The following is a 21,761-nucleotide window of genomic DNA, read 5'->3' as shown; positions in this document are numbered from 1 at the left end:
AATATCGGCACGATGCCGAACTGGCGGGCGCTGTTCCTGAAGGTGCCGAAGGCGCCGCCGCGCGAGCTGCAGCACGATGAGGAAACCGCGCTGTTCGAAGCGATGCGGGAGGACGTCGCGGATGCCGTTGATTTCCTGCTGAAGTCGGGCTGGCGGCGCGCCGAGGTGCTCGGCCTACGCTGGTCGGATATCAACTTGCCCGCCAAGCAAGCGCGCACGAAGATCAAGGGCGGCGATGTCGTGATGCGCCCGCTCACCACCACGCTGGTGGAGCTCATCGCGCGCCAGCCAGTCGAGACGCCATTCGTCTTCACGTATGTCGCCCAGCGCACCAAGCCGGAGTTCATCGACAAGCGCGGCCGGAAACAACCCGCGCGCCAGAAGGGAAAGCGCTACCCCCTGACCGCCACGGCCCTGCGCAAGCCCTTCGCCGACGCGAAGACCGATGCCGGCGTTGAGGACTTCCGCCTCCACGATCTGCGCCACACGCGCGGCACCCGCATCGTCCGCGCCACCGGCTCCCTCGCTGCCGCAAAGGAAGCCCTGAAGCACAAGCGCATCGAGACCACCCTGCGCTACGCGCACGTCCTGGACGAAGACGTCCGCAACGCTCTCGATGCGAGCGAGCGGTCCCGACATAGTCCCGACGTGTCTATCGATGTGAAGAAGAAAGCCTAGCCTTCAGAGCGACTTAAGTCCGCTCAAGTATCACCGTGTAAACGAGATGCTCTACCAACTGAGCTAACCGCCCGGCATGCCGGAAGCGGCGCTCATGCTGGGTTTTTGCCGCTTCGTCAATCGGCGCTATAGCACCCTGCGGCCGACAGGGAGCGCCGCCGGGACTTCGCCGCCTACGGTGTCGACGAGTTCCTCCGGCGAAATCGGCTTGTGGAACGCCACCCCGGCTTCGTTGCCGCTGCTCCACACCACCTGACCGAAGATCTCCTGCGAGCCCCAGCGCAGCAGCACGTCACGGCCCCGGCGCGGCGGCGTCATGCGCAGGCTTACGCGCGCGCCGCTCTGCGACAGGTCTTGCAGTACGCCATCCATCCGGCTGGCGACCGAGATCAGAATCAGGCGCTGGCCGGATTCGACCCGCCGAAAGCGGCGGCGATTGCCGAACCGGTCGGTCCTGGCACGCAGGTCAGCCATCACACGCTCCCCACTGGCAAGCGAACGACAGGGGCGAGGTCGATCATGCGGCCACTCCCAGCGCGGGAACGAAATCGAACTCGACGGTCTCGCGCACGTTTTCAAGGCAGGTCACCACATCGACACCGCGCTGCCGGATCGCCCAGTTGCGGCACCAGTCCAGCGCATCGCAGGTTTCGCGAAACGCCCGGCGTTCCGCGCTGTTGATCCAGCGCAGCGCCAGCGACCAATCGCAGAAGCGCAGCCAACCAGCCCGTTCGCGGCGGAAGTGCTGGTCGATCAATTGAACGGCATCGAGATACCCGTTGATTGAAGTCTGCTTCGCCTCATAGTTGCTGAACGCTTCCTCAAGCTGGACAAGCACACCGTCATACCGCTCCAGGTGGCGCTTCATCCGGCGCTGAAGCAAATCGATTGCGAACTGCATCAAAAACCTCATGTATGCTTATGGCTGCAAATCAATATTTTTGGCGGAGACGAAGAACGTGTTGTTCAGCTGGTTGCTGAACGTGTGCAACGAACCGATGATCGCCACCGAGATCAACGCGGCCAGGAAACCCAGTTCGATGGCGGTCGCGCCGCTGGTGTCGTTGGTCACCAGCCGGCGCAGAAACCGGGCGATCATGACCGCGGCACAGGGGCTGAAAGCCACTGCTCTTCAAGTGCACCGAGCGATTGCCAGTCTGCCACGCGGCGCGAATCGTCCCGCTTCAGTGCGGCCCACTCGAGTGCGTGCAAAGTTACCGATATTCGTTCGGCAATACTGATGTGATCAGACGGAGCCTTGAAAAGCTTCAGGTTGTCGATCGCCTGGTACATCCGCCCCCGCAGGCCGGGAGTGATGTACCCAGAGATATTGGCCTCCCTGATTACACGATACACTGCCCCATAACTCTCCAGAACGTCTTCCATGGTTCCGCCCCTTGTCGTTGAGGACGTTGTAAGAACCAGGCAGTTAACTGTACCCTTTAGCGACGATCACCAGAAAGGCTGAGTTTGCAGAAATTTGTCACATGACTAATAAGGGCCAGCCGACCAGTCGAAATCCGCCGTATTATTCAAATTTTTCAGATTGGTAAGATCCCGCCAGAACCAGCACAGGAGGTTTGACCCTCAGTCCGAATGGCCACCCAGCTTGGCGTCCGGTCGTGCTCAGCTGCCTCCAATCCCTTAAGGTCTGCGCAAGATTACTTAGTCGGTCGGGCCCGATCCCCTGACCAGCTCATTACTGGCTTCTGTGGCCATTGAGTCGCGTATGCCCTGCTGGGCATGGCTCGTTGGCCCCAAGACACAATTCGTCATGGTCCAGACGATAAGAGGCAAATAAAAGACACCATCGCAGCGTGAGCCCCTGCTTGTAACGGAGTCGCTCATGCTGATTGCCTCGCTTGCCCTCGTCGCCGCCCAGCCTGCGTTTGCCGCGGGCACGGTTCATGCCGCCCCCGCACCCTGCAATCCCGACGCCATGAAGAGCATCGCCTGCAATGCGCAGCGTCACGCGCCATCGGCCCGCACGGCCGCCAGCACGCCCGTTGTTTGCAATCCGGATCCGCTCAAGGGCGCGGCCTGCCATGCCCACCTCGCACAAGCCCGCGCTGAAGCGCGCAGCAATGCGCCGCGCGGCGAGGAACTCGCCGCAGCGGACTGAGCAGCGCGCCCGATCGCATGTTAAGGGGGGGCTTGCCGCCTCCCCTGCCCCCCTCTAGGCTCGGAACCCGGCCATGACTGCACCTTCCATTCTACTGGTTGAAGACGACGTTTCGCTCCGCATGCTGACAGCGCGGGCGCTGCGCGAAAACGGCTATGCCGTGCGCACCGCCGCAACCGGCGCCGAGATGTGGGTCATGCTCGAAGCCGAGCCGGCTGAGCTGGTCGTCCTCGACATCATGCTCCCCGGCGCCAGCGGCATCGAGTTATTCCGCAAGTTGCGCCGCCAGAGCGATGTGCCGATCATCTTCGCCTCTGCGCGCGGGAGCGAAGAGGACCGCGTGCTGGGCCTCGAACTCGGCGCGGACGACTACATCGCGAAGCCCTACAGCGCGCGCGAGCTGATCGCGCGGATCGGCGCCGTGCTGCGCCGCGGCGGCGGCGAAGGCCTCGCCAAGGGTGACGAACGCACCAGTGAAGTGCACTTCGATGGCTGGACGCTATCGCTTTCGCGCCGCGAACTGCGCTCACCCAGCGGCGCAATGGTCGATCTGACCGGCGCGGAGTTCGATTTGCTCGCCACCTTCGTCAGCCACCGTCAGCGCGTACTCGGGCGCGAACGGCTGATCGAACTCTCGCGCACCCGTCTCGGTGACAGCTCGGATCGCAGCATCGACGTGCTGGTCAGCCGCCTCCGCCGCAAGCTTTCCGCCAGCGGCAGCGAGCCACCGATCGTGACGGTGCGCGGCGTCGGCTACATGTTCAAGGCGGAAGTCCGGAGGGTGTGAAACGCCAGCATCGCATGGGATTTCGGCGCTTTGGCCTGACCGAACGGCTGCTGGCGATCCTCTTGCTGGTCGCCGCGGTCGATTTCCTCGCCAACACGTTCCTGTTCGATTCGGCGACGACCACCGCAGTTCAGCGCGATGATGCCGCGCGCATCGGCGAACACCTCACACTCGCGGCGCGCGCGATTTCGCGCGAGGCGCCGGAGCACCGGGCCGAGGCCGTCCGCGCACTTTCGACGCGGCGTTTCGCACTTGCGTGGCGTCCGCAGGCCTCCCCCGATGACCTGCGCTCGTCCGATCCGGCGCTCGTTTCGCGCATTCTCGCTGCCGGGCCTGAGCTCGGAACGGATGGCCAGCAACTTGTCGTGCTGCACACCCACAGCAGCCGCGAAGTCGCCGGAACACTGGTGCTCGGCGATGGCAGCGCGCTGCTTTTCCATACCTATGCCGGCGAAATCAGCGTGCAGCTGTCGTTCTGGCAGATCCTGCCGATGCTGCTGCCCACGTTCGTGCTTGGCGCACTGGCCTGGTTCATGTTCCGCGCGACGATGCGATCGTTGCAGACGCTGGTAAGCGCGCTGCGGCACATCGAAACACCCAACGCCGGCGGCTTGCCCGAACAAGGCCCCGACGAAGTGCGCCGTCTGATCCGCGCCTTCAACCAGATGCAGCGCCGCATCCAGCGCCAGCAGTCCGAACGGACCCAATCCATGCTGGCGATCGGGCACGATCTGCGCACGCCGCTCGCCCGCCTGCAACTGCGCCTCGATGGCGCAAGGCTCGAAGAGGAAACGCGCGCCGAACTGGAGCACGATATCGGCGAGATGCGGCATCTCCTCGAATCGCTGCAGGCCTTCGTCGAGGCAGGCGGTACGCAGATCCCGCCGCAGCGCATCGACATCGCGATCATGGCCGCCACGCTGGTCGATAGCGCCGCCGACCAAGGGCTCGATGCGATCTATGATGGGCCCGAAAGCTGTGAAATCATGGCGCGCGCGGTTTCAATCCGGCGGGCGCTGGCAAACCTCATCGACAATGCCCTGCACTATGCCGGTTCTGTCCGCGTCAGCCTGGCCAGCGAGCCGGATGCCGTGGTCATCCGTATCGAAGATGACGGCCCCGGCATTCCTGAAGATCGCATGGAGGACGTGTTCCAGCCGTTTTTCCGGCTCGACACCGCCCGCACGCGCGACACACCTGGAATGGGTCTTGGCCTCTCCATCGTGAAGGCCGCGGTGCTGCTGGAAGGCGGCACGCTATCGCTGATCAACAAGCGCCAGTTGGATGGCGAGGGGACGGGCCTTGCCGCGGTAATCCGCCTGCCCCTGCCGAGCGAGGCCGCTTCGGCCTGAATGGGCTGGCTGTTGCAAAAACAACGCAGCACGAGTTTTTTGCACTGCAACACGCCTAGCAACATTTAGAAACCATCCAGCAATCACCCAGCAAAATCGTTACCGTAAGTATTACTTCATCGCACAGGACGTGGCACCAGACGGTGAGAGGCCACGCGGAGTGTGAGCGCAGGCAGGAACGGTATCCTTAATCTCGGGCTCGGTCCCAGGGAGGTCGTTCCACATGAAGTTCCGTCTCGCCACCATGGCACTTATGTCCGCCGTTTCCGCGCTCGCCGCCACTGCGGCGCATGCCGAGGAAACCGCTCCTCCCCCGGCCATCACCATCTCGGGCAGCGCTGCCTTGGTCTCCGACTACCGCTTCCGCGGCGTGTCGCAGTCGAACGGCGGCGCGGCAGTGCAGGGCGGCATCACCGTCAGCCACGAAAGCGGCGCCTATGTCGGCTTCTGGTCGTCGAACCTTGCAGGCTGGGGCACCTTCGGCGGCCCGAACCTCGAGCTTGACCTCATCGCAGGCTACAAGTTCCCCGTCACCAAGTCGGTTGCCCTCGATGTCGGCCTGACGTTCTACACCTATCCCGGCGGTGCCAGCAAAACCGCGTTCGCCGAACCTTATGTGAAGGTTTCGGGCACCCTCGGGCCGGCCAGCGTGACCACCGGTGTCGCCTATGCGCCCAAGCAGGAAGCCCTCGGCAAGTGGTACAATTCGGGCGCCTCTGCCGTGGCCGGTGTCTATGACAACCCCGGCGACAAGAAGGACAACTTCTACCTCTGGACCGACGCCGCCGCCGGCATCCCCTCCACCCCAGTGACGCTCAAGGCGCACATCGGCTACTCCAAGGGCAACTCGGGCCTCGGGCCGAACGGCACCAGCGTTGCGCCGACCGGCAAGTATGTCGACTGGCTGCTTGGCGCCGATATCGCCCTCGGTAAGCTCACCCTTGGCCTTGCCTATGTCGATACCGACATCAGCGACGCCGAAGCACTTTACCTGCAGCCCAACTTCTCCTCGACCAAGAACGGCAAGACGATCGCCGGGTCGAAGTTCGTGGCCTCGATCACGGCCGCGTTCTGATCGCATTCACGAGGTACGCAGCCTGTCCCCCCGATTGTGCGATCGGGGGGACTTTTTTTGTCCGGTGTACGGACAAACTCCTCACCGCAAACGGGGACGAAAGCTGCACCGATTCTCTCCATGGAAATCGCCCGCGAGCATCAGGAACCGGACGCAGATTGACGTCGTCCGCGCCGCGCGTGGCCGAACTGCCTGTAATTCTGAATGAAAAGGAAAAGGTGCGAACCTCCCGGTGAAGCGGGGGGGACCAGAAGGCTCGCACCCATTTGCGACCGCGAAGAGGAGCTTTGCTCCATCGACCCGATGCCCAAGAGGTGGGCCTCACCCAGTCCGCTCTCAACCTGTCCCGGAGGGCAATGGCGCGGGGCTCAGAGCCCCGCTTCGATCGCCATGCGGATAGCATCCGCGCTCGTACGCACGCCCAGCGCGCGCAGCACTGCGGCGCGGTGCAGCTTGACCGTACGCTCGCTGAGGCCAAGTTCGTAAGCGATCTGCTTGTTGAGCCGCCCTGCCGCGATGCACTCGAGGATTTCCCGCTGGCGGCGCGAAAGCGAGGCGACCTTCTCGCGCGCTTCGACGGCCCGCGCGCTCGGTACGGCATCGGCGGCGCCCGCGATTTCCACCTGGCTGCCGAGGAACCATTCCAGTTCGCCAGCAGCATCGAAGATCGGTGCGATCATCACTGCGTTGCGAAACGGCGTTCCGTCGCGCTTGTAGTTGAGGAGTTCGACCATCACCGGCACCCGCGCGGCGATGCCATCGCGCAACTGCGCGGTCAGTTCGGGTTCGGTGCCCGGCCCGCGCAGGAAGCGGCAATTGCGACCGATGATTTCATCGCGCCCATAGCCGGTGAGTTCCATGAATGCCGCGTTGCAATCCACGATGGGATTGTCCGGCAAACGCGGGTTACTCACCACCGCGGCCACCAGGCTGTTTTCGATCATTGCGCCAATTGCCATGTTCTTTTCCTTCGGCTCCGGCGCGCTGCGCGCAATTGCCCTTAGGTCCATGTTCCCAAAAACCGGCCCCGTCCCGATCTTTAGAGCCAAGATTGCTGCATGGGTAAACCCATTTGCGACGGCGCTGCAATATGTGCCGCGCGGATTTCTGCCCTTTTTCTGCAGCAGATGTGTGGCCCAGCCCGGTCCGCAATTTTTCTCTCGCCCACGGAGCGCGCACATGAATTACGTCAACCACGAGTTCGAGGCGCGCGACGAAGACGGGAAACTGATCGTTCCTGAACCCGTTCAGGAAGCGATCCGCACTCTGCTGCGCTGGGCCGGTGATGACCCGGAACGCGAAGGCCTTGCCGATACGCCAGCCCGCGTAGGCCGTGCATGGCGCGAATATTGCGCCGGTTACGAGGAGGATCCCGGCATCCACCTGCGCCGCACGTTCAGCGAAGTCGCGGGTTATGACGAAGTCGTTTTGCTGCGCGACATTCCCTTCCAGTCGCACTGCGAACACCACCTCGCACCGATCACCGGCACCGCCTCGATCGCCTATCTCCCCAAGAACCGCGTTGTCGGCATTTCCAAGCTCGCGCGCGTGCTGCACGGATTCGCCCGCCGCCTGCAGATCCAGGAACGCCTGACCAGCGAAGTCGCCAATTGCATCTGGGACAATCTCCAGCCGCATGGCGTGGCCGTGGTAATTGATGCGCAGCACGGTTGCATGACCGGGCGCGGCGTGCGCACCCCGGGCGTCGGCATGGTGACCAGCCGCATGCTCGGCTGCTTCCTCGAGGATGACAGCAGCCGCAAGGAAGTGCTGTCGCTGATGGGTCGCAAGTAACGGCTGGCAGACCCATGCGGAGCGCTGCCATCGTCGGGGCCGGGGTTGCCGGCCTCTCCTGTGCCGATGTTCTGGCCGCCGAAGGCTGGCGAGTCACGCTGTTCGACAAGGGCCGCAAGGCCGGCGGCCGCATGGCCTCACGCCGCGTCGAGACAGCGCATGGCGAGGCTAGCTTCGATTTCGGTGCACAGTATTTCACGGTTCGCGATGACGGCTTTGCCGCGCAGGTCGCGCGCTGGGCTGATGCCGGGCATGCTACCCGCTGGCCCGATGCGGGCTCGGACGCGTGGATCGGCGTTCCGGCGATGCATGCCGTGGTGCGCGAAATGGCCGCGCGGCACGAAGTACGCTTTGCACACCACGTGAGCGGCCTTGCCCGAGAGGGCACGCAGTGGCGCCTGCTCGGCGAAGGCATGCCGGGCGAGCATTTCGACGCCGCAGTGCTGGCTCTGCCCGCTGAACAGGCCGCGCCGATCCTCACGCTCCACGATTTTGAACTCGCGCGCACCGCTCTTTTCGCCCGTTCGCAGCCATGCTGGACCGGGATGTTCGCCTTTGACGCCCCCCTCCCCCATGGCGAACACATCCTGCGCAACCACGGCATCCTTGCCTGGGCCGCGCGCGATAGCGCCAAGCCGGGGCGCGGCGGACCGGAAAGCTGGGTGGTGCAGGCCACGCCGCAGTGGTCGACCGCGCAGCTTGAGCGCAGTCCGGACGAGATCGCCCCGCTCCTGCTTGCGGCCTTGCATGAAGCAACCGGCTCGCATGCCCAGATGCCGGTTGCCCATTCAGCACACCGCTGGCGCTATGCGCTTTCGGCCGGCACCGGGCTCGGCTGCCTGTGGAACGAGAAGCAGCAGATCGGTGCCTGCGGCGACTGGCTGCTTGGCCCGCGCGTGGAATGTGCGTGGCTGTCAGGCCGCAAGCTTGGTCGGCGCATCCTCGGCGCAGCGCGCGAAGCCGCGGCCTGAGCGCAGGCCGACCCTGAGCGATGGCTCGTTTGCGCCACTGGGGGCGCCAGCCTTCGCACGTATCAGGGCTGCGGATACCGCGGTGGCCTTGCCAAGCAGCACATCGCTGAACCTCTGGCGGGTCTGCCGCCCGGACCTGCCATGGCTTGAGCGGCGAACGAAGCGCTCCTATTGATCGAGCGACATGACCACACCGCCCCCCTCGCTCAAGCTCAAGCTGCAGATCATGTGCGGCGATGCGATTGCAATGGGGCCCGGCAAGGCTGACCTCCTCGATGCGATCAGCGCCGAAGGCTCGATCTCTGGCGCAGGGCGCAGGCTGGGCATGAGCTATCGGCGTGCGTGGCAACTGGTTGACCTGATGAACCGCTGCTGGGCTGCGCCGCTCGTGGAAACATCACCCGGCAGCGCCCGTGGCGGCGGGGCGCGGCTGACAGCCGAAGGGCAGGAGGTGCTGACTTCCTATCGTGCCCTGCAGGCCGCGCTCGAAGTGCATGCCGCCGGAACCGAACTCGCGGCGCTCGAGGGAAGGCTCCGCTCCCGCCCCCTGCGCAGTCAGGCGGATCGGGACGACGGGGCAGCGCACGATTAAAGCAAGCCTGATCCGCGCGAAGCGGGATTGGCGCCGCCTTCGCGGATGCTGACCGCAGCTGACCCGTTGCAAGCGGGCACCCGGACCTTAGAAATCACCGCCTTCCCTCGAGACCGAGTGACGTCTGCTCCTAGCGCGACTTGGGCTTATGCAGAAAGGCGCCCGCCGTTCCAGCGAGGGCTTGGCCGCCTCTTCTGCCATCCAAGGCGACGGCTAACACCTGCCCTATCTACCTGCCTGGATACAGGAAAATCACCCCAGGCCTCTCGTCTGGCAACGAAAGACCTATCGGGGCACCTTCCTGCCTTGCCCTAGTGAAATGCATTGGCGCTCCTTCCTGCTGGAGAGGAAGAAATCAGACCAGCGTCGCGGCTGATGCGCCAAGCTCGGCGAAGTAACGGGCCATCGCATCGGCGGCCTTGTCGGTCAGCGTGATGAAGGCGCGGCGGCGGTCAGTCTCATCGTCCACCCGCTGGAGCAGGCCGGCATCCGTCATCTGTCCGATCCAGCGCAGCGCCGTCGTCGGCGGAACGCCTGAGGCGATGCAGAGCGAGGTGACTGACACGCGCACATGCTCCGCACGCGCGGCAGTGAGATCGAGCAGCATGTCCCATGCGGGATCGGCGAAGAGATCGCCTTCGAAGAAGCGCGCGCGCAGCTGGCGTTGACGGATAATCTTGCGCACGAGGCGCGGATCAGGAAGCGGCGGGCGTGCGGCCCGAACCAACCGATCCGTCCCCTCGTCAAGCCGCGCATCGTCATCCGCGCCGTCGAAGCGGAACGCCGAGCCCTGCCCCGGAGCAGCAGCGCCCGAACCGGACGACAGCGCCTCCAGCTTCTGGGCGATCTGGCCGACCTGCTCGGTGAGCCGCAGCAGCGCCAGCCGGTCTTCTTCCGACAGTTCGCGAACGCGGTTGCCGGCGCGGGCCAAGGTGCGGCCCAGCGCGATCACCCTATCCGCGCGGCTCGGCGTCACGAGGATCTGCGCCTCACACTGGTCGAGGCAACCGAACACATCATCCAGCGACCCGATGCTGGTGGAAACGACGAGCTGAGACCCGCTTTTCGCTGCACGCAGATCGAGCCGGGCGAGCGCGGCAAGCTCCGCCCCATCGATCACCGGGCAATCGACAAGCACGAGATCGCCGAGTGCAGGGCCGGGATCCGCGCCGAGCAGATTGCCGAGATCGGCGGTTTGGGCGATGCGCAGGCCGGCAGCGACCGCATCCTCCTCCATCTCCGCGCGCAGATAGCTGCGATCCGCGAAGATCGAGACAGCCAGCGCCGAGGTGCCGCGATCCTGCACGCGGCCCATCGTGCGGTCATGCGAGTGATCCCGCATCTCAACCACGCGCGGGGACTGCGCGTCGCCGTTGCCATAATCGAACTGCCTGGCAGCCTGTCCCATCGAAAGTGCACTCCGTAAAAGTCCGTATGCGAACAAGAGTGGAACAAAATGAGATCAGGTCAAGATCATATGCCTCCAAACTGGATGGAGGCTGCTCGGGAAACCTGCGCGGGGTCGCTACAATCCCCGCAAATCCAACAGTTTGAAAGGCGCTGTGCGGATGCATTCCGCATTGCATCAAAAACGCCGCAACCGGCCAGGACGCAAGCTTTCACCGCAGCCGGACTGGCTGCGGTGCAGTGTGCTTCCGATTCGGCGCCGGTCGGCGTCAGTCGATGAAGGGATCGCGCACGAGGATCGTATCCTCGCGCTCGGGGCTCGTCGAAACGAGCGCAACCGGTGTTTCGATCAGTTCCTGCACGCGCTGGATGTACTTGATCGCCTGCGCCGGGAGGTCCGCCCACGAACGCGCGCCGGCAGTAGTGCCCTGCCAGCCTTCCATTTCCTCGTAGATTGGCTCGACCGCGGCCTGATCGGCGGCGTGGCTGGGGAAGTAATCAAGCACCTTCCCGCGCAAACGGTAGCCCGTGCAGATCCGGACCTTGTCGAACCCGTCGAGCACGTCGAGCTTGGTCAGTGCAATGCCGGTGACGCCCGAAATCGCGCAGGATTGGCGCACCAGCACTGCATCGAACCAGCCGCAGCGGCGTTTGCGCCCGGTCACCGTGCCGAATTCATGGCCGCGTTCGCCGAGGCGCTGGCCAACTTCGTCTTCCAGTTCGGTCGGGAACGGACCCGAACCGACTCGGGTGGTGTAGGCCTTGACGATGCCAAGCACGAACCCGGTCGAATTGGGGCCGAGGCCGGAGCCCGAAGCCGCCGTACCGGACACGGTGTTCGACGAGGTGACGAACGGGTACGTGCCATGATCGACATCGAGCAGCACGCCCTGCGCACCTTCGAACAGGATGCGCGCACCGGCCTTGCGCACCTTCTTGAGGCGCTTCCACACCGGCTGGGCGAATTGCAGCACGAAGGGTGCGATCTCGCGCAGTTCTTCCAGCAGCGCAGCGCGGTCCACCGGCGGCTGGCCGAAACCGGCACGCAGCGCATCGTGGTGGGCGCACAGGCGGTCCAGTTGCGAATCGAGCGCATCGAGGTGCGCCAGATCGCACACGCGGATCGCACGGCGGCCGACCTTGTCTTCATAGGCGGGGCCAATGCCGCGCCCGGTCGTGCCGATCTTGCCCGAACCAGCAGCGGTCTCACGCAGGCCATCAAGATCGCGGTGCAGAGGCAGGATCAGCGGGCAGTTATCGGCAATCGCGAAGTTGTCGGCATGGATCGTAACGCCCTGCCCGGTCAGCTTCTCGATCTCAGCCTTGAGCGCCCACGGATCGAGCACGACGCCATTGCCGATGATCGAAAGCGTGCCGCGCACGATGCCCGAGGGCAGCAGCGAAAGCTTGTAGACCGAGCCATCGACCACCAGCGTGTGGCCGGCATTATGGCCGCCCTGAAAGCGTACCACGGCATCGGCCCGGCTTGCCAGCCAGTCGACGATCTTGCCCTTGCCCTCATCGCCCCACTGGGCGCCGATCACGGTCACGTTGGCCACGGCTTGCGCACACTTTCTGTTGCAGTTCAAAGTCGGCTGGCGCCCTAGGGGAGAGCGGCGGCTAGGGCAAGGGAAACGGGGCAGATTGGCCACGCATTGGAAGCTGGCGATCCGGTCATATTTCGATTATCGCCGAAATATCGAATCGGGAGTGATGCATGAACCTTTCGCTGCCCCAAGCCGTGGATCGGCTTTCCGCCCTCGCGCAAGGGCACCGGCTGGCCGTGTTCCGCCTGCTGGTGAAGGCCGGGCCGGATGGCCTGCCGGCTGGCGCGATTGCACGCGAGATCGGGGTGCGCCCCAATACGCTCTCTTCCCACCTCTCGATTCTCGATCATGCGGGCTTGATCCACGCGCGCCGGGATGGGCGATCGGTGATCTATTCCGCCGACTTTGCTGCGATGCGAGGCTTGCTGGGATTTCTGATGGAGGACTGCTGCGGCGGCGCGCCGGAAATCTGCGCACCGCTTTCCGGGTTGATGCCAGCGTGCGGAGCGGCGGCATGAACCTGCCCCGGCGGATTGCGGCCGAGGCGCTTGGCACTTTGCTGCTGCTCGCCATCGTGGTCGGCTCAGGCATCATGGGCACTCGGCTGGCGAGCGGGAACGATGCCATCGCGCTCCTTGGCAATACGCTTTCAACCGGGGCGGGGCTGGTCGTGCTGATCCATATCTTCGGTCCGATTTCCGGCGCGCAATTCAATCCGGCGGTGACGCTGATTGTCTGGCTGCGACGGGAAATGACCGCCGCGCAAGCGCTTGCCTATACAGGGGCACAATTGGCAGGCGCTGTGCTCGGCGTTTTGCTGGCCCACGCGATGTTTGGCGAGAGTATGTTGCAGGTCTCCGGCCACGCGCGTGATGGCTGGGGACAAGGACTTGCCGAACTCGTCGCGACGTTCGGGCTGATCGGCACGATCCTCGGCGTTTCGCATGCGCGGCGGGAGTTCACGCCGGTCGCCGTCGGGCTCTACATCACCTCGGCCTACTGGTTCACCGCCTCGACCTCGTTCGCCAATCCGGCAGTGACGCTTGCGCGCGGGCTGACCGATACGTTTGCAGGCATCGCGCCCGCATCGATCCCCCTGTTCATTGCCGGACAACTCGCGGGTGCGCTGATCGCGCTTGCGGTGTTCGGCTGGCTTCTGGCAGAGGACCCGGCATGACCGATACCTTCCCCATCACCATCTACCACAACCCCAAGTGTGGCACCTCGCGCAACACGCTCGCGATGATCGAGGCGGCGGGCTACGCGCCTGAGGTGGTCGAGTACGTCAAGGCGGGCTGGACCCGTCCGCAGCTGGACAAGATACTTGCCGACATGGGCGCGGCCCCGCGGGACATCATGCGGACCAAGGGAACCCCGGCGGAGGAACTCGGCCTCACCGATCCCGCTGCCACCGACGAGGCGATCCTTGCCGCGATGGTAGAGCACCCGATCCTCGTGAACCGGCCCATCGTCGTCACCCCCAAGGGCGCGAAGCTATGCCGCCCTTCGGAGCTGGTGCTCGATCTGCTGGAGCGCCGGCCCGATAGCTTCACCAAGGAAGACGGCGAGGTCGTGAAGCTCTAGAGCTTCACCGGCTCGCTGCCGGCGAGCACATGCGTGCAGCCGAGCGCCTCGGCGCCGTCCGTCTCACTCAGGGCCGCAACGGTGCGCCAACCGATGCTCCGCAGGCGGGCAGCCACATCGCGATCATGGCCGAGCGGGAGGAACACACTGTCCGCGCCGCTCTCGCCATCGGCGACTTGCGCGATCAGGCCATCGGGATAGAGCGAGAAGCCGGTCGCGACTTCGCCGGAACCTGAACCGGCAATCCGATAGGTGCCGCCACGCCCCAGCGTGCCGCGCACGCCATCGGCATAGAGCGTGAAGCCCAGCCACGACTGGTATTCGAAGCCATGCCGCTCCGATGGGTCGAGTGTGAGCCGCGCCGCGCCGCCGAGTGCGCCAGCAATTGCGCGCAGCGCCGCGATGCGGCTCGCCAGCGCGCCGCCGGCGTCGATGGCGGCGAGCTTCTCGATCGCCGTCTCGAAATCGCCGGTGGCATAGAGCAGCGGGACGTAAGCCTCTCCGCCCGCATCGACGAGGCCGCCGGCGTCCTTGGTATCAAGCTCGCGCCGCACCGCTTCGATCTGCTGCGGTTCCAGCGGGAATGCCTTTTCGGCCAGCGTATCGACGAGATCGGGCAGCGTGAAATCGACGCTGATCCCTCTCGCGCCAGCTGCCCGCAGCGCCTCGATGGCGACGGCGACGACTTCGCAGGCGGCGGCGACATTGTCCGCCCCGATCAGCTCTGCGCCGCACTGCAACCGCTCGCGCGCCGGATCGAGCGCATCGCCCTTGATGGTAAGAACCTGCCCCGCATAGCACAGCCGCAAGGGCCGCGCCGCGGCGGCGAGGCGTGTGCCGGCGATGCGGCCGATCTGCGGCGTGTGATCGCTGCGCAGCGCCATCATCCGCAGGGACGCGGGATCGACGAAACGGAACATGCGGCGCTGATTGATCCCGTCCATCCGCGCGGCGAGGCTGCGCTCGAACTCGATCATCGGCGGCAGCACGCGATCATAGCCATGGCCGTGCATGACATCCTGAATGGCGCGCATCACCCGCGTCGTCGCGGCAGCTTCGCGCGGCAGGCGGTCTTCAAGGCCCTCAGGCAGCAGATCGTTGTTCGGTTCGGTCATGACAGCTGCGCCCTAGCCCACGGCGGGCTGGATGCGAACCCCATTTGCGCCGCATTTGCGCCCCTCTTGCGCGCCGATTGCATGGGCGGCGTGGCCACGCCGCCGACGCCCATGGCGGTGGGCGGTAATAAACTGGCGCACGGTGTCATAGATCATCCGCCCGGATCCGGTCATCCTGCAAGGATCGCCGGCCACAACGATGGCGCACTCAGCCTCTGGCGGCGGCCATATGGGAGAGAACATCGCCATGACGAACGTTGCGCCGGAGAATGATCGCGGGCTTGCGGGCCGAACCGTGTTTGTGAGCGGCGCGGGCGCGGGGATCGGGCGCGGGGTGGCTGAGGCGCTGGGGGCGGCGGGGGCGCATCTTGCGCTGTTAGATCTCGATCTGGCGGCGATCGAAGCCGTGGCCGCGCCCCTGCTGGCGCGCGGGCTGCGGGTGAGCTGCCACACCGGCGATGTCACGTCCGCAGCGGATGTCCATGGCGCGATTGCGCAGGCGGCGCAGCTTCATGGGGGCCTTGATGGGGCGGTCAACAACGCCGGGATTGTTGGCGCTTCGGCCGATGTGATGGACTATCCGGCGGAGGTGTTTGCCCGTGTGCTGGATGTCAATGTGATGGGCGTGCTGCATTGCATGCAGGCCGAGCTTGCCGTGATGAAGCCGCAGGGGTGCGGGGCGATTGTGAATATTGCGTCTGCCGCGGCGATCATCGGATGGGCCGGCCAGAGCGCCTATGTCGCCAGCAAGCATGCGGTCGTCGGACTGACCAAGACCGCCGCGCTCGAATATGCGGCGCAAGGCATCCGCATCAACGCCGTGTGCCCGGCGTTCATCTATACCGATCTGACGGCTGAACTGTTTCAGACGCCCGGCGTGCATGATGCGGCGGTCGCCAATCATCCGATTGGCCGCCTCGGCCAGCCCAGCGAAGTGGCCGAAGCGGTGATGTGGCTGCTCTCGGATCGCTCGTCGTTCGCGGTGGGCAGCAGCCTGGTGGTGGACGGGGCTTCGACCATCGACTGAAGCGGGTTTGCAGAAGCATGTTGAAACGAAAAAGCCCCCGACTTTCGTGGGGGCTTTGCCGGCTCGAGTGCAGGTGAACGCCTACCAGAAGGAGGGATCTTTCTTCATCCGCACGATGCAGGAGCCGATTTCCATCGATTTCTGCTCAAAGCTGCCGCGCTGCAACTCGGCATTGGCTTCGGCCACCTTGCCGTTGCGATGCAGAAGAAGGACGTTTGAAGCGCACTGGTGAAACTCCGCGTGGGTTCTCCTGAACTCCTGGAAAATCTGGGACGTTGCGTGTTTTTGCCCGCCTTCACCGTAGATCCACTTGCCGACCTCGCAAGCATCGTCACGCTTGATGGTGTTGTAGTCGATGTTTTCCTCGCCCTTGATGGCCCTGACGAGGCGGTTCTTGACAGCACTGTGGGTCATCATGGCTCTGTCGAGAAATTCAGACATTTGGTAGGCTCCTCAATTGATGTCATGACCGGCCATATTGACCGAATTTGGCCGGAAAGAACTTTCGCGAGCCAGCAGTTATTTGGTATTTTGGCTGTATCCATTCGCCGTTAATCTATGGAATATTGCGGCGCCGTACTTTCCCTTAAATCTTTTTGCAGGTGAGGCCCTGGTTCACGCCCGCGCGGGAAAGACGAGGAGCAGGCCGCAGGGACGGCGGCGTGGGCGGCCCGCGAAGATTATGGGGACGAAAGGGCTGTGACCCTTGCCCGCCGGACGCTGCATTCCTTCTGGCGTTGCCCTATTGAAGGGCCACAGGCCGCGCGCCCCTCGCCGGAAACGGAGGGGCGTATCATCCGTCTTCGCGGGTTACCCCAGCACCGAAAAGCTGCTCGCCCGGTTGATGGGGCGCAGGCGGGAGAACGCGGCGAGGTCTATGGCGCGGCCTGTTGCGGGGAGGCGGAATTGCAGGGGTGAGCGATCGTGATCGGCGCCGTTTGCCACGCTTTCGATCAGGTGGCCCATCAACTGGCCGACCAGCGGCGCGTTCTTGAACTGGTTGCCGCTGGTGCCGATGGCGGTGAAATAGCCTTCGATGTCGCTGCGGTCGTAGACCGGGATCCAGTCCTCGCTGACGTCGTAGAGCGCGGCGAAACCTTGGGCGATGTTGGGGATGCCAAGGCTTGGAAAGCGCAGGGCGGCGCGCCAGACCTGGTTGGTCCATTGTTCGGTGAGGCTGGTCTCGTAGTCTTCGCTATCGAGGTATTCGAGGGTGTCGCAGGCCGGTTCGAGCGAGCCGATCAGGAGGTGGCCGGATTGCTCCGGGCGCATGTAGATGCCGCAGTCCGCATCGGTGAGGACATAGCGAAGGCTGGGGCCTTGAGGGGCCTGCGGCATGGGGACGGTAGCGACTTCCTGCCGCATCGGGCGGGTGCTGATCTGGTCAGGGTGGTGCGCGCCGGCGAGTTCGTTCACCCAGCGGGAGGCCGGGCCGGCGGCGTTGATGATGATCGGCGTGTGGATCAGGCCGCTCTTTTCGCAAGTGAGGCCGGTGATCCTTCCGGCGGACTGATGGATGGCGAGCACTGTGTCGTTGAAGCGGAAATGGCCGCCGGCATGCTCGACTGCTCCCGCGATCTGGGCCGTGGCGAGTTGGGGATCACTGATGTAGCCGCCCGTGGGGCAGAACATCGCGCCGGTGATGGGATCGCCTGCGGTTTCGCCGAACTGCGGATCATCGATCCGGCGCGCCGGGCTGAACTGGCGGAGGTCCGCGCCGGGGAGCCATTCGGGAAGATCGCTTGTCGCCACATTGGTGAACGGAACACCAACTTCGCGCATGATGGAGCGCGTCCCTGCGAGCTTGCGGTTTTCCGCCGCCTCAAGCACGAGACAGCCGATTTCGTGGTAGTGCAGCGCGCTTTCGGGGCGATAGCCGAGGTATTCTTCCCAGTTCTGCCACGCGAAGTGGGCTTCGAAAGCGAGCGCAGTGCCGTCCGTGGTCGAGTAGTAGGGCCGGATGATCGCAGCGGACCAGGAAGTGGAGCCGTGCCCCGGTGCGGGGCCGCGGTCCACGTTCAGGGTGCGCAGGCCGCGCCGGGCGAGATCGAGCGCGATGGCGCAGCCGATGACGCCGGCACCGATGATGACCGCGTCGTAAGTGGTACTTTCAGACATTTCGGACTGCGCCCTTGGCCGTTACATTCCTCTCACCCCACCCTCTCCCCTGAAGAGGAGAAGGCCATCCAGGGATCAATGGAAGATGTCGGTCCAGAGCATCCACTTGCCGTTCACCAGCTTGTAGACGACGACGGCGGTGACGTTGGCGTGGACGGACTTGTCGCCCTTGGTGTCGTATTCGACGCGCGAGATTTCGCGGATGTAGGTGGGCGAAAGGCGTTCGGTTTCGAGGACCGTGAGCTTGAGGTTGGCCAGCGCGCTGGTCGCGCCGACCCAGAAGGCGGTGATGTCTGCGCCCTTGTAGAGCTTGTTGTCACCGGGGAGCATCGTGGCGTCTGGCGCGTACATCGCGCCGACGGCGGCGCCGTCACCCTTGTTGAACGCCGCTGCAAGCGCGTCGTCAGCGGCCTGAATCATCGCGTTGTCGTTGGCAAGCGCCGGTGTGGCGGTGCAGGCGAGAATGGCTGCGGCGAGAAGTGTCTTGCGCATATGAAAAGCCCCCGAAGGAATGGTCCCCGGGGCGCAGGCTATGGGGCTTTCGGGGCCGGGTCAAATGGCGCGCAGGGCGTCGCCCTTTGGGGCGGGTGTTGTGGGCGGTGCTTCGACAAGCTCAGCGCGAGCGGTTTAGGTTGGCTTCAAACCAACCCCGCTCATCCTGAGCCTGTCGAAGGATGCAGACGCTACCGATCAGCTGAACTTCAGCGCGCGGACGGTGCGCACGCCCGGCACGGTGCGGGCTTCGGCGAGCACGGCTTCGGTGACCGGGCTATCGACCGAGAGCAGCAGCACGGCTTCACCGCCGGCCTCGCGGCGGCCGAGGTGGAAGGTGCCGATGTTGATCCCGGCCTTGCCCAGCAGCGTACCGATCGAGCCGATGAAACCCGGCGCGTCGGTGTTGACGATGTAGAGCATATCGCCCGCGAGATCGGCTTCGATGCCGATGCCGAAGATCTCGACGAGGCGCGGATCGCCGTTGCCGAACAGCGTGCCCGCGACCGAGCGATCACCCTGCGCGGTGCCGACGGTAACACGGACCATGGTGTGGTAGATGCCTTCGCGGTCGTGACGGACCTCGCGAACATCGAGCCCGCGCTCCTTGGCGAGGAACGGCGCGTTGACCATGTTCACGGTCTGCGAATACTGCTTCATCAGGCCCGCCAGAACGGCACCGGTGATCGGCTTCTGATTGAGCTGCGCGGCGGCGCCTTCCACCTCGATGGCGATCTTGGTCAGGTTGTCATGGGCGAGCTGGCCGACCAGCGAGCCCAGACGTTCCGCAAGTGCCATGTAGGGCTTCAGCTTCGGCGCTTCTTCGGCCGAGAGGCTCGGCATGTTGAGCGCGTTCGTCACGCCGCCGGTGGTGAGGAATTCGGCCATTTGCTCGGCGACCTGAAGGGCGACGTTGACTTGCGCTTCGGTCGTGCTGGCTCCGAGGTGCGGGGTGCAAATGAAGTTCGGCGTGCCGAACAGCGGCGATTCCTTGGCAGGCTCGGTCTCGAACACGTCGAGCGCGGCGCCGGCGATGTGGCCGGCATCCATCAGGTCCTTGAGCGCGGCTTCGTCGATCAGGCCGCCGCGCGCGCAGTTGATGATGCGCACGCCCTTCTTGGTCTTGCCGAGGTTCTCGCGGCTGAGAATGTTCTTCGTCTCGCTGGTGAGCGGGGTGTGCAGCGTGATGAAGTCTGCCTTGGCGAGCAGCGTATCGAGGTCCGCCTTCTCGACGCCCATCTCGATCGCGCGTTCGGGCGTGAGGAAGGGATCGTAGGCAACGACCTTCATCTTGAGGCCGAGCGCGCGGCTCGCGACGATGGAGCCGATGTTGCCCGCGCCGATCAGGCCGAGCGTCTTGCCGGTGACTTCAACGCCCATGAAGCCGTTCTTCGGCCACAGGCCAGCCTGCGTCTGCGCGTTGGCTTCGGGGATCTGGCGGGCGAGCGCGAACATGAGGGCGATGGCGTGTTCGGCGGTGGTGATCGAGTTGCCGAACGGGGTGTTCATCACGACGACGCCCTTGCCCGAGGCATAGGGGATATCGACGTTGTCGACGCCGATGCCGGCGCGGCCGATGACCTTGAGGTTGGTCGCGGCATCGAGGATCGCCTTGGTCACCTTGGTCGAGGAGCGGATGGCGAGGCCATCATATTCGCCGATGCGGGCGATTAGCTGTTCGGGGGTTTCACCGGTGATGACGTCTACGTCGCAGCCCTTTTCTTCGAAAATGCGGGCGGCGTTGGGATCCATCTTGTCGGAAATGAGAACGCGTGGCTTGGTCATGGGAAATGTCCTTGGGAATCGGGGTGCAGACGGCCATCCCCCGCCGCAGCGGGGGGTGCCGGGAGATCAGGCGGCTGCGGTAGCCTTGACTTCAGCCCAGGCCCAATCGAGCCACGGACCGAGATCGGCGATATCTGCCGCATCGACAGTTGCGCCGCACCAGATGCGCAGGCCCGGAGGGGCATCGCGGTAGCCCGCAACGTCATAGGCCGCGCCTGCCTTCTCGAGCAGGCCAGCGAAGGCCTTGATGAGGGCTTCGTCCGCGCCTTCGACGGTGAGGCAAACCGAGGTCATCGAGCGCGAGGCGGGATCGGCGGCGAGGTGGCCGAGCCAGCTGCGTTCGGAAACCAGCTTGTCGAGCGCGGCGGCATTGGCCGCGCAGCGCGCCTTGAGGCCTTCGAGGCCGCCGAGCGACTTGGCCCATTCGAGCGCGAAGATCGCGTCTTCGACCGCGAGCATCGACGGGGTGTTGATCGTCTCGCCCTTGAACACGCCCTCGGTGAGCTTGCCCTTGGAGACGAGGCGGAACACCTTGGGGAGCGGCCAGGCGGGGGTGTAGGTTTCAAGGCGTTCGACGGCGCGGGGGCCGAGGATCAGCACGCCGTGGCCGCCTTCACCGCCCAGCACCTTCTGCCAGGAGAAGGTGGCGACGTCGATCTTGTCCCACGGAATGTCGTAGGCGAAAACCGCGCTGGTGGCGTCGGCGAAAGTCAGGCCTTCGCGGTCGTCCGGGATCCAGTCACCGTTCGGAACGCGCACGCCCGAGGTGGTGCCGTTCCAGGTGAACAACACGTCGTCAGCAAAGTTGACGGCGGAGAGATCGGGCAGCTGGCCGTAATCGGCGCGGATCACCGTGGGATCGAGCTTGAGCTGCTTGGCGGCGTCGGTAACCCAGCCCTCACCGAAGCTTTCCCACGCCAGCGTGGTCACGCCGCGGGCGCCCAGCATCGTCCACATCGCCATTTCAAAAGCGCCGGTGTCCGAACCCGGAACCACGCCGATGCGGTGCGTATCCGGCAGGCGAAGCACTTCGCGCATCAGATCGATGCACAGCTGAAGGCGCGTCTTGCCGATCTTCGAGCGATGCGAACGCCCGAGCACTTCGGTGGCGAGTTTGGCGGGATCGTATCCGGGCGGCTTGGCGCAGGGGCCGGACGAGAAGTGAGGACGCGCAGGTTTGCGCGCGGGAAGCGAAGCAGTCATGTAGTCTCTCCTTGCAGAGAGCACGCGCGGCGTTGGGACCGCGTGGCCCGGCGCCGTGCATAGTGGCAGGGGGGGATGTGTCAACCTGTCATCGCAGCAGGGCTTCCCTTAA

At 64.8% G+C, this 21,761-nt stretch carries 25 protein-coding genes; 12 read left to right on the top strand and 13 right to left on the bottom strand.

All coding sequences use genetic code 11. The annotated features are described in order from the left end of the window. Positions 1-678: site-specific integrase (locus tag NSE01_RS14270; RefSeq protein ID WP_147160310.1), on the top strand; the 678-nt coding region annotated here is incomplete at its 5' end. 126 nt (positions 679-804) lie between these two features. Here NSE01_RS14270 and NSE01_RS14265 read toward each other — a convergent pair. Genes NSE01_RS14265 through NSE01_RS14250 form a run of 4 tightly spaced genes read right to left on the bottom strand, consistent with a single transcriptional unit; the run spans position 805 to position 2,064 of the window. Continuing rightward, the gene (locus NSE01_RS14265; RefSeq protein ID WP_147160309.1) at positions 805-1,152 is read right to left on the bottom strand and encodes a PilZ domain-containing protein; all 348 of its coding nucleotides are present in this window, start codon (positions 1,150-1,152) and stop codon (positions 805-807) included. A 43-nt stretch (positions 1,153-1,195) separates the two neighbouring features. Continuing rightward, positions 1,196-1,579 carry a hypothetical protein gene (locus NSE01_RS14260; RefSeq protein WP_147160308.1) on the bottom strand — a complete coding sequence of 128 codons (384 nt, stop codon included), beginning with the start codon at positions 1,577-1,579 and terminating at the stop codon, positions 1,196-1,198. Between the two features lie 18 nt (positions 1,580-1,597). Beyond that, positions 1,598-1,777, bottom strand: a complete 180-nt coding sequence (locus NSE01_RS14255; RefSeq protein ID WP_147160307.1) for a Flp family type IVb pilin — start codon at positions 1,775-1,777, stop codon at positions 1,598-1,600. Beyond that, positions 1,774-2,064 (bottom strand): hypothetical protein, encoded by a 291-nt coding sequence (locus tag NSE01_RS14250; protein WP_147160306.1) that lies wholly within the window; start codon positions 2,062-2,064, stop codon positions 1,774-1,776. Before NSE01_RS14250 ends, NSE01_RS14255 begins: the two co-directional genes overlap by 4 nt. Before the next feature lie 460 nt (positions 2,065-2,524). Between NSE01_RS14250 and NSE01_RS14245 the strand changes: the two genes are divergently transcribed. The 4 genes from NSE01_RS14245 (at position 2,525) to NSE01_RS14230 (ending at position 6,014) form a co-directional block, all read left to right on the top strand. Then, positions 2,525-2,800 carry a hypothetical protein gene (locus NSE01_RS14245; protein ID WP_147160305.1) on the top strand — a complete coding sequence of 92 codons (276 nt, stop codon included), beginning with the start codon at positions 2,525-2,527 and terminating at the stop codon, positions 2,798-2,800. 73 nt (positions 2,801-2,873) lie between these two features. Further along, positions 2,874-3,587 carry a response regulator transcription factor gene (locus tag NSE01_RS14240; protein WP_147160304.1) on the top strand — a complete coding sequence of 238 codons (714 nt, stop codon included), beginning with the start codon at positions 2,874-2,876 and terminating at the stop codon, positions 3,585-3,587. Between the two features lie 14 nt (positions 3,588-3,601). Further along, entirely contained in the window at positions 3,602-4,939 is a 1,338-nt protein-coding gene (locus tag NSE01_RS14235; protein ID WP_147160303.1) for an ATP-binding protein, read from the top strand. Positions 4,940-5,162: 223 nt separating this feature from the next. Then, positions 5,163-6,014, top strand: a complete 852-nt coding sequence (locus NSE01_RS14230) for a TorF family putative porin (RefSeq protein WP_147160302.1) — start codon at positions 5,163-5,165, stop codon at positions 6,012-6,014. 368 nt (positions 6,015-6,382) lie between these two features. Here the strand turns inward: NSE01_RS14230 and NSE01_RS14225 are convergent, their stop codons facing one another. Continuing rightward, positions 6,383-6,973: a LuxR C-terminal-related transcriptional regulator gene (locus NSE01_RS14225; protein WP_147160301.1), complete on the bottom strand. Its 591-nt coding sequence runs from the start codon at positions 6,971-6,973 to the stop codon at positions 6,383-6,385. 220 nt (positions 6,974-7,193) lie between these two features. Between NSE01_RS14225 and folE the strand changes: the two genes are divergently transcribed. The 3 genes from folE to NSE01_RS14210 all read left to right on the top strand — a co-directional run bounded on the left by folE (position 7,194) and on the right by NSE01_RS14210 (position 9,371). Next, on the top strand, positions 7,194-7,808 hold the full coding sequence (folE, locus tag NSE01_RS14220; protein WP_147160300.1) for a GTP cyclohydrolase I FolE: 615 nt from the start codon (positions 7,194-7,196) through the stop codon (positions 7,806-7,808). Between the two features lie 14 nt (positions 7,809-7,822). Then, positions 7,823-8,779, top strand: a complete 957-nt coding sequence (locus NSE01_RS14215) for an NAD(P)/FAD-dependent oxidoreductase (protein WP_147160299.1) — start codon at positions 7,823-7,825, stop codon at positions 8,777-8,779. Between the two features lie 184 nt (positions 8,780-8,963). Further along, positions 8,964-9,371: a winged helix-turn-helix domain-containing protein gene (locus NSE01_RS14210; RefSeq protein ID WP_147160298.1), complete on the top strand. Its 408-nt coding sequence runs from the start codon at positions 8,964-8,966 to the stop codon at positions 9,369-9,371. Positions 9,372-9,726: 355 nt separating this feature from the next. Here the strand turns inward: NSE01_RS14210 and NSE01_RS14205 are convergent, their stop codons facing one another. Together NSE01_RS14205 and NSE01_RS14200 are read right to left on the bottom strand one after the other, a co-directional pair. Further along, positions 9,727-10,713: a winged helix DNA-binding protein gene (locus NSE01_RS14205; RefSeq protein ID WP_371863222.1), complete on the bottom strand. Its 987-nt coding sequence runs from the start codon at positions 10,711-10,713 to the stop codon at positions 9,727-9,729. Between the two features lie 334 nt (positions 10,714-11,047). Beyond that, entirely contained in the window at positions 11,048-12,337 is a 1,290-nt protein-coding gene (locus NSE01_RS14200; protein ID WP_147160296.1) for an adenylosuccinate synthase, read from the bottom strand. 158 nt (positions 12,338-12,495) lie between these two features. Here NSE01_RS14200 and NSE01_RS14195 point away from each other — a divergent pair, with 158 nt between their 5' ends. The 3 genes from NSE01_RS14195 to arsC are packed head-to-tail and all read left to right on the top strand — an operon-like array spanning position 12,496 to position 13,909. Further along, a complete protein-coding gene (locus tag NSE01_RS14195) occupies positions 12,496-12,843 on the top strand; it encodes an ArsR/SmtB family transcription factor (protein WP_147160295.1) in 348 nt (115 codons plus the stop codon). Then, entirely contained in the window at positions 12,840-13,502 is a 663-nt protein-coding gene (locus NSE01_RS14190; RefSeq protein ID WP_147160294.1) for an MIP/aquaporin family protein, read from the top strand. The genes NSE01_RS14195 and NSE01_RS14190 overlap by 4 nt, the downstream gene beginning before the upstream one ends. Next, on the top strand, positions 13,499-13,909 hold the full coding sequence (gene arsC, locus NSE01_RS14185) for an arsenate reductase (glutaredoxin) (RefSeq protein ID WP_147160293.1): 411 nt from the start codon (positions 13,499-13,501) through the stop codon (positions 13,907-13,909). Before NSE01_RS14190 ends, arsC begins: the two co-directional genes overlap by 4 nt. Here the strand turns inward: arsC and NSE01_RS14180 are convergent. Beyond that, the gene (locus NSE01_RS14180; protein WP_147160292.1) at positions 13,906-15,024 is read right to left on the bottom strand and encodes an ATP phosphoribosyltransferase regulatory subunit; all 1,119 of its coding nucleotides are present in this window, start codon (positions 15,022-15,024) and stop codon (positions 13,906-13,908) included. The genes arsC and NSE01_RS14180 overlap by 4 nt on opposite strands. Positions 15,025-15,271: 247 nt before the next feature. Between NSE01_RS14180 and NSE01_RS14175 the strand changes: the two genes are divergently transcribed. Continuing rightward, complete coding sequence (locus NSE01_RS14175) at positions 15,272-16,051, top strand: SDR family NAD(P)-dependent oxidoreductase (RefSeq protein WP_147160291.1); 780 nt, start codon at positions 15,272-15,274, stop codon at positions 16,049-16,051. A gap of 81 nt (positions 16,052-16,132) precedes the next feature. Here NSE01_RS14175 and NSE01_RS14170 read toward each other — a convergent pair whose 3' ends face one another. The 5 genes from NSE01_RS14170 to NSE01_RS14150 form a co-directional block, all read right to left on the bottom strand. After that, entirely contained in the window at positions 16,133-16,492 is a 360-nt protein-coding gene (locus NSE01_RS14170; protein WP_147160290.1) for a CZB domain-containing protein, read from the bottom strand. A gap of 369 nt (positions 16,493-16,861) precedes the next feature. Next, on the bottom strand, positions 16,862-18,169 hold the full coding sequence (locus tag NSE01_RS14165) for an NAD(P)/FAD-dependent oxidoreductase (protein ID WP_147160289.1): 1,308 nt from the start codon (positions 18,167-18,169) through the stop codon (positions 16,862-16,864). Between the two features lie 75 nt (positions 18,170-18,244). Beyond that, positions 18,245-18,661, bottom strand: a complete 417-nt coding sequence (locus NSE01_RS14160) for a YybH family protein (RefSeq protein ID WP_147160288.1) — start codon at positions 18,659-18,661, stop codon at positions 18,245-18,247. A 198-nt stretch (positions 18,662-18,859) separates the two neighbouring features. Continuing rightward, positions 18,860-20,446 carry a phosphoglycerate dehydrogenase gene (serA, locus tag NSE01_RS14155; protein ID WP_147160287.1) on the bottom strand — a complete coding sequence of 529 codons (1,587 nt, stop codon included), beginning with the start codon at positions 20,444-20,446 and terminating at the stop codon, positions 18,860-18,862. Positions 20,447-20,512: 66 nt separating this feature from the next. After that, complete coding sequence (locus NSE01_RS14150; RefSeq protein WP_147160286.1) at positions 20,513-21,649, bottom strand: phosphoserine transaminase; 1,137 nt, start codon at positions 21,647-21,649, stop codon at positions 20,513-20,515. Between the last annotated feature and the right edge of the window lie 112 nt (positions 21,650-21,761).

The organism is Novosphingobium sediminis (assembly GCF_007991615.1).
Taxonomy (GTDB): Bacteria; Pseudomonadota; Alphaproteobacteria; order Sphingomonadales; family Sphingomonadaceae; genus Novosphingobium; species Novosphingobium sediminis.
The sequence above is the reverse complement of the archived record's forward strand: the minus strand, read 5'-3'. Positions and strand labels throughout refer to the sequence as shown.

Bases quoted from the DNA above. Each gene is read 5' to 3' on its own strand.
- NSE01_RS14265 (WP_147160309.1), bottom strand. From the start codon at position 1,152: ATGGCTGACCTGCGTGCCAGGACCGACCGGTTCGGCAATCGCCGCCGC.
- NSE01_RS14260 (WP_147160308.1), bottom strand. From the start codon at position 1,579: ATGCAGTTCGCAATCGATTTGCTTCAGCGCCGGATGAAGCGCCACCTG.
- NSE01_RS14255 (WP_147160307.1), bottom strand. From the start codon at position 1,777: ATGATCGCCCGGTTTCTGCGCCGGCTGGTGACCAACGACACCAGCGGC.
- NSE01_RS14250 (WP_147160306.1), bottom strand. From the start codon at position 2,064: ATGGAAGACGTTCTGGAGAGTTATGGGGCAGTGTATCGTGTAATCAGG.
- NSE01_RS14245 (WP_147160305.1), top strand. From the start codon at position 2,525: ATGCTGATTGCCTCGCTTGCCCTCGTCGCCGCCCAGCCTGCGTTTGCC.
- NSE01_RS14240 (WP_147160304.1), top strand. From the start codon at position 2,874: ATGACTGCACCTTCCATTCTACTGGTTGAAGACGACGTTTCGCTCCGC.
- NSE01_RS14235 (WP_147160303.1), top strand. From the start codon at position 3,602: ATGGGATTTCGGCGCTTTGGCCTGACCGAACGGCTGCTGGCGATCCTC.
- NSE01_RS14230 (WP_147160302.1), top strand. From the start codon at position 5,163: ATGAAGTTCCGTCTCGCCACCATGGCACTTATGTCCGCCGTTTCCGCG.
- NSE01_RS14225 (WP_147160301.1), bottom strand. From the start codon at position 6,973: ATGGCAATTGGCGCAATGATCGAAAACAGCCTGGTGGCCGCGGTGGTG.
- folE (WP_147160300.1), top strand. From the start codon at position 7,194: ATGAATTACGTCAACCACGAGTTCGAGGCGCGCGACGAAGACGGGAAA.
- NSE01_RS14215 (WP_147160299.1), top strand. From the start codon at position 7,823: ATGCGGAGCGCTGCCATCGTCGGGGCCGGGGTTGCCGGCCTCTCCTGT.
- NSE01_RS14210 (WP_147160298.1), top strand. From the start codon at position 8,964: ATGACCACACCGCCCCCCTCGCTCAAGCTCAAGCTGCAGATCATGTGC.
- NSE01_RS14205 (WP_371863222.1), bottom strand. From the start codon at position 10,713: ATGCGGGATCACTCGCATGACCGCACGATGGGCCGCGTGCAGGATCGC.
- NSE01_RS14195 (WP_147160295.1), top strand. From the start codon at position 12,496: ATGAACCTTTCGCTGCCCCAAGCCGTGGATCGGCTTTCCGCCCTCGCG.
- NSE01_RS14190 (WP_147160294.1), top strand. From the start codon at position 12,840: ATGAACCTGCCCCGGCGGATTGCGGCCGAGGCGCTTGGCACTTTGCTG.
- arsC (WP_147160293.1), top strand. From the start codon at position 13,499: ATGACCGATACCTTCCCCATCACCATCTACCACAACCCCAAGTGTGGC.
- NSE01_RS14180 (WP_147160292.1), bottom strand. From the start codon at position 15,024: ATGACCGAACCGAACAACGATCTGCTGCCTGAGGGCCTTGAAGACCGC.
- NSE01_RS14175 (WP_147160291.1), top strand. From the start codon at position 15,272: ATGACGAACGTTGCGCCGGAGAATGATCGCGGGCTTGCGGGCCGAACC.
- NSE01_RS14170 (WP_147160290.1), bottom strand. From the start codon at position 16,492: ATGTCTGAATTTCTCGACAGAGCCATGATGACCCACAGTGCTGTCAAG.
- NSE01_RS14165 (WP_147160289.1), bottom strand. From the start codon at position 18,169: ATGTCTGAAAGTACCACTTACGACGCGGTCATCATCGGTGCCGGCGTC.
- NSE01_RS14160 (WP_147160288.1), bottom strand. From the start codon at position 18,661: ATGCGCAAGACACTTCTCGCCGCAGCCATTCTCGCCTGCACCGCCACA.
- serA (WP_147160287.1), bottom strand. From the start codon at position 20,446: ATGACCAAGCCACGCGTTCTCATTTCCGACAAGATGGATCCCAACGCC.
- NSE01_RS14150 (WP_147160286.1), bottom strand. From the start codon at position 21,649: ATGACTGCTTCGCTTCCCGCGCGCAAACCTGCGCGTCCTCACTTCTCG.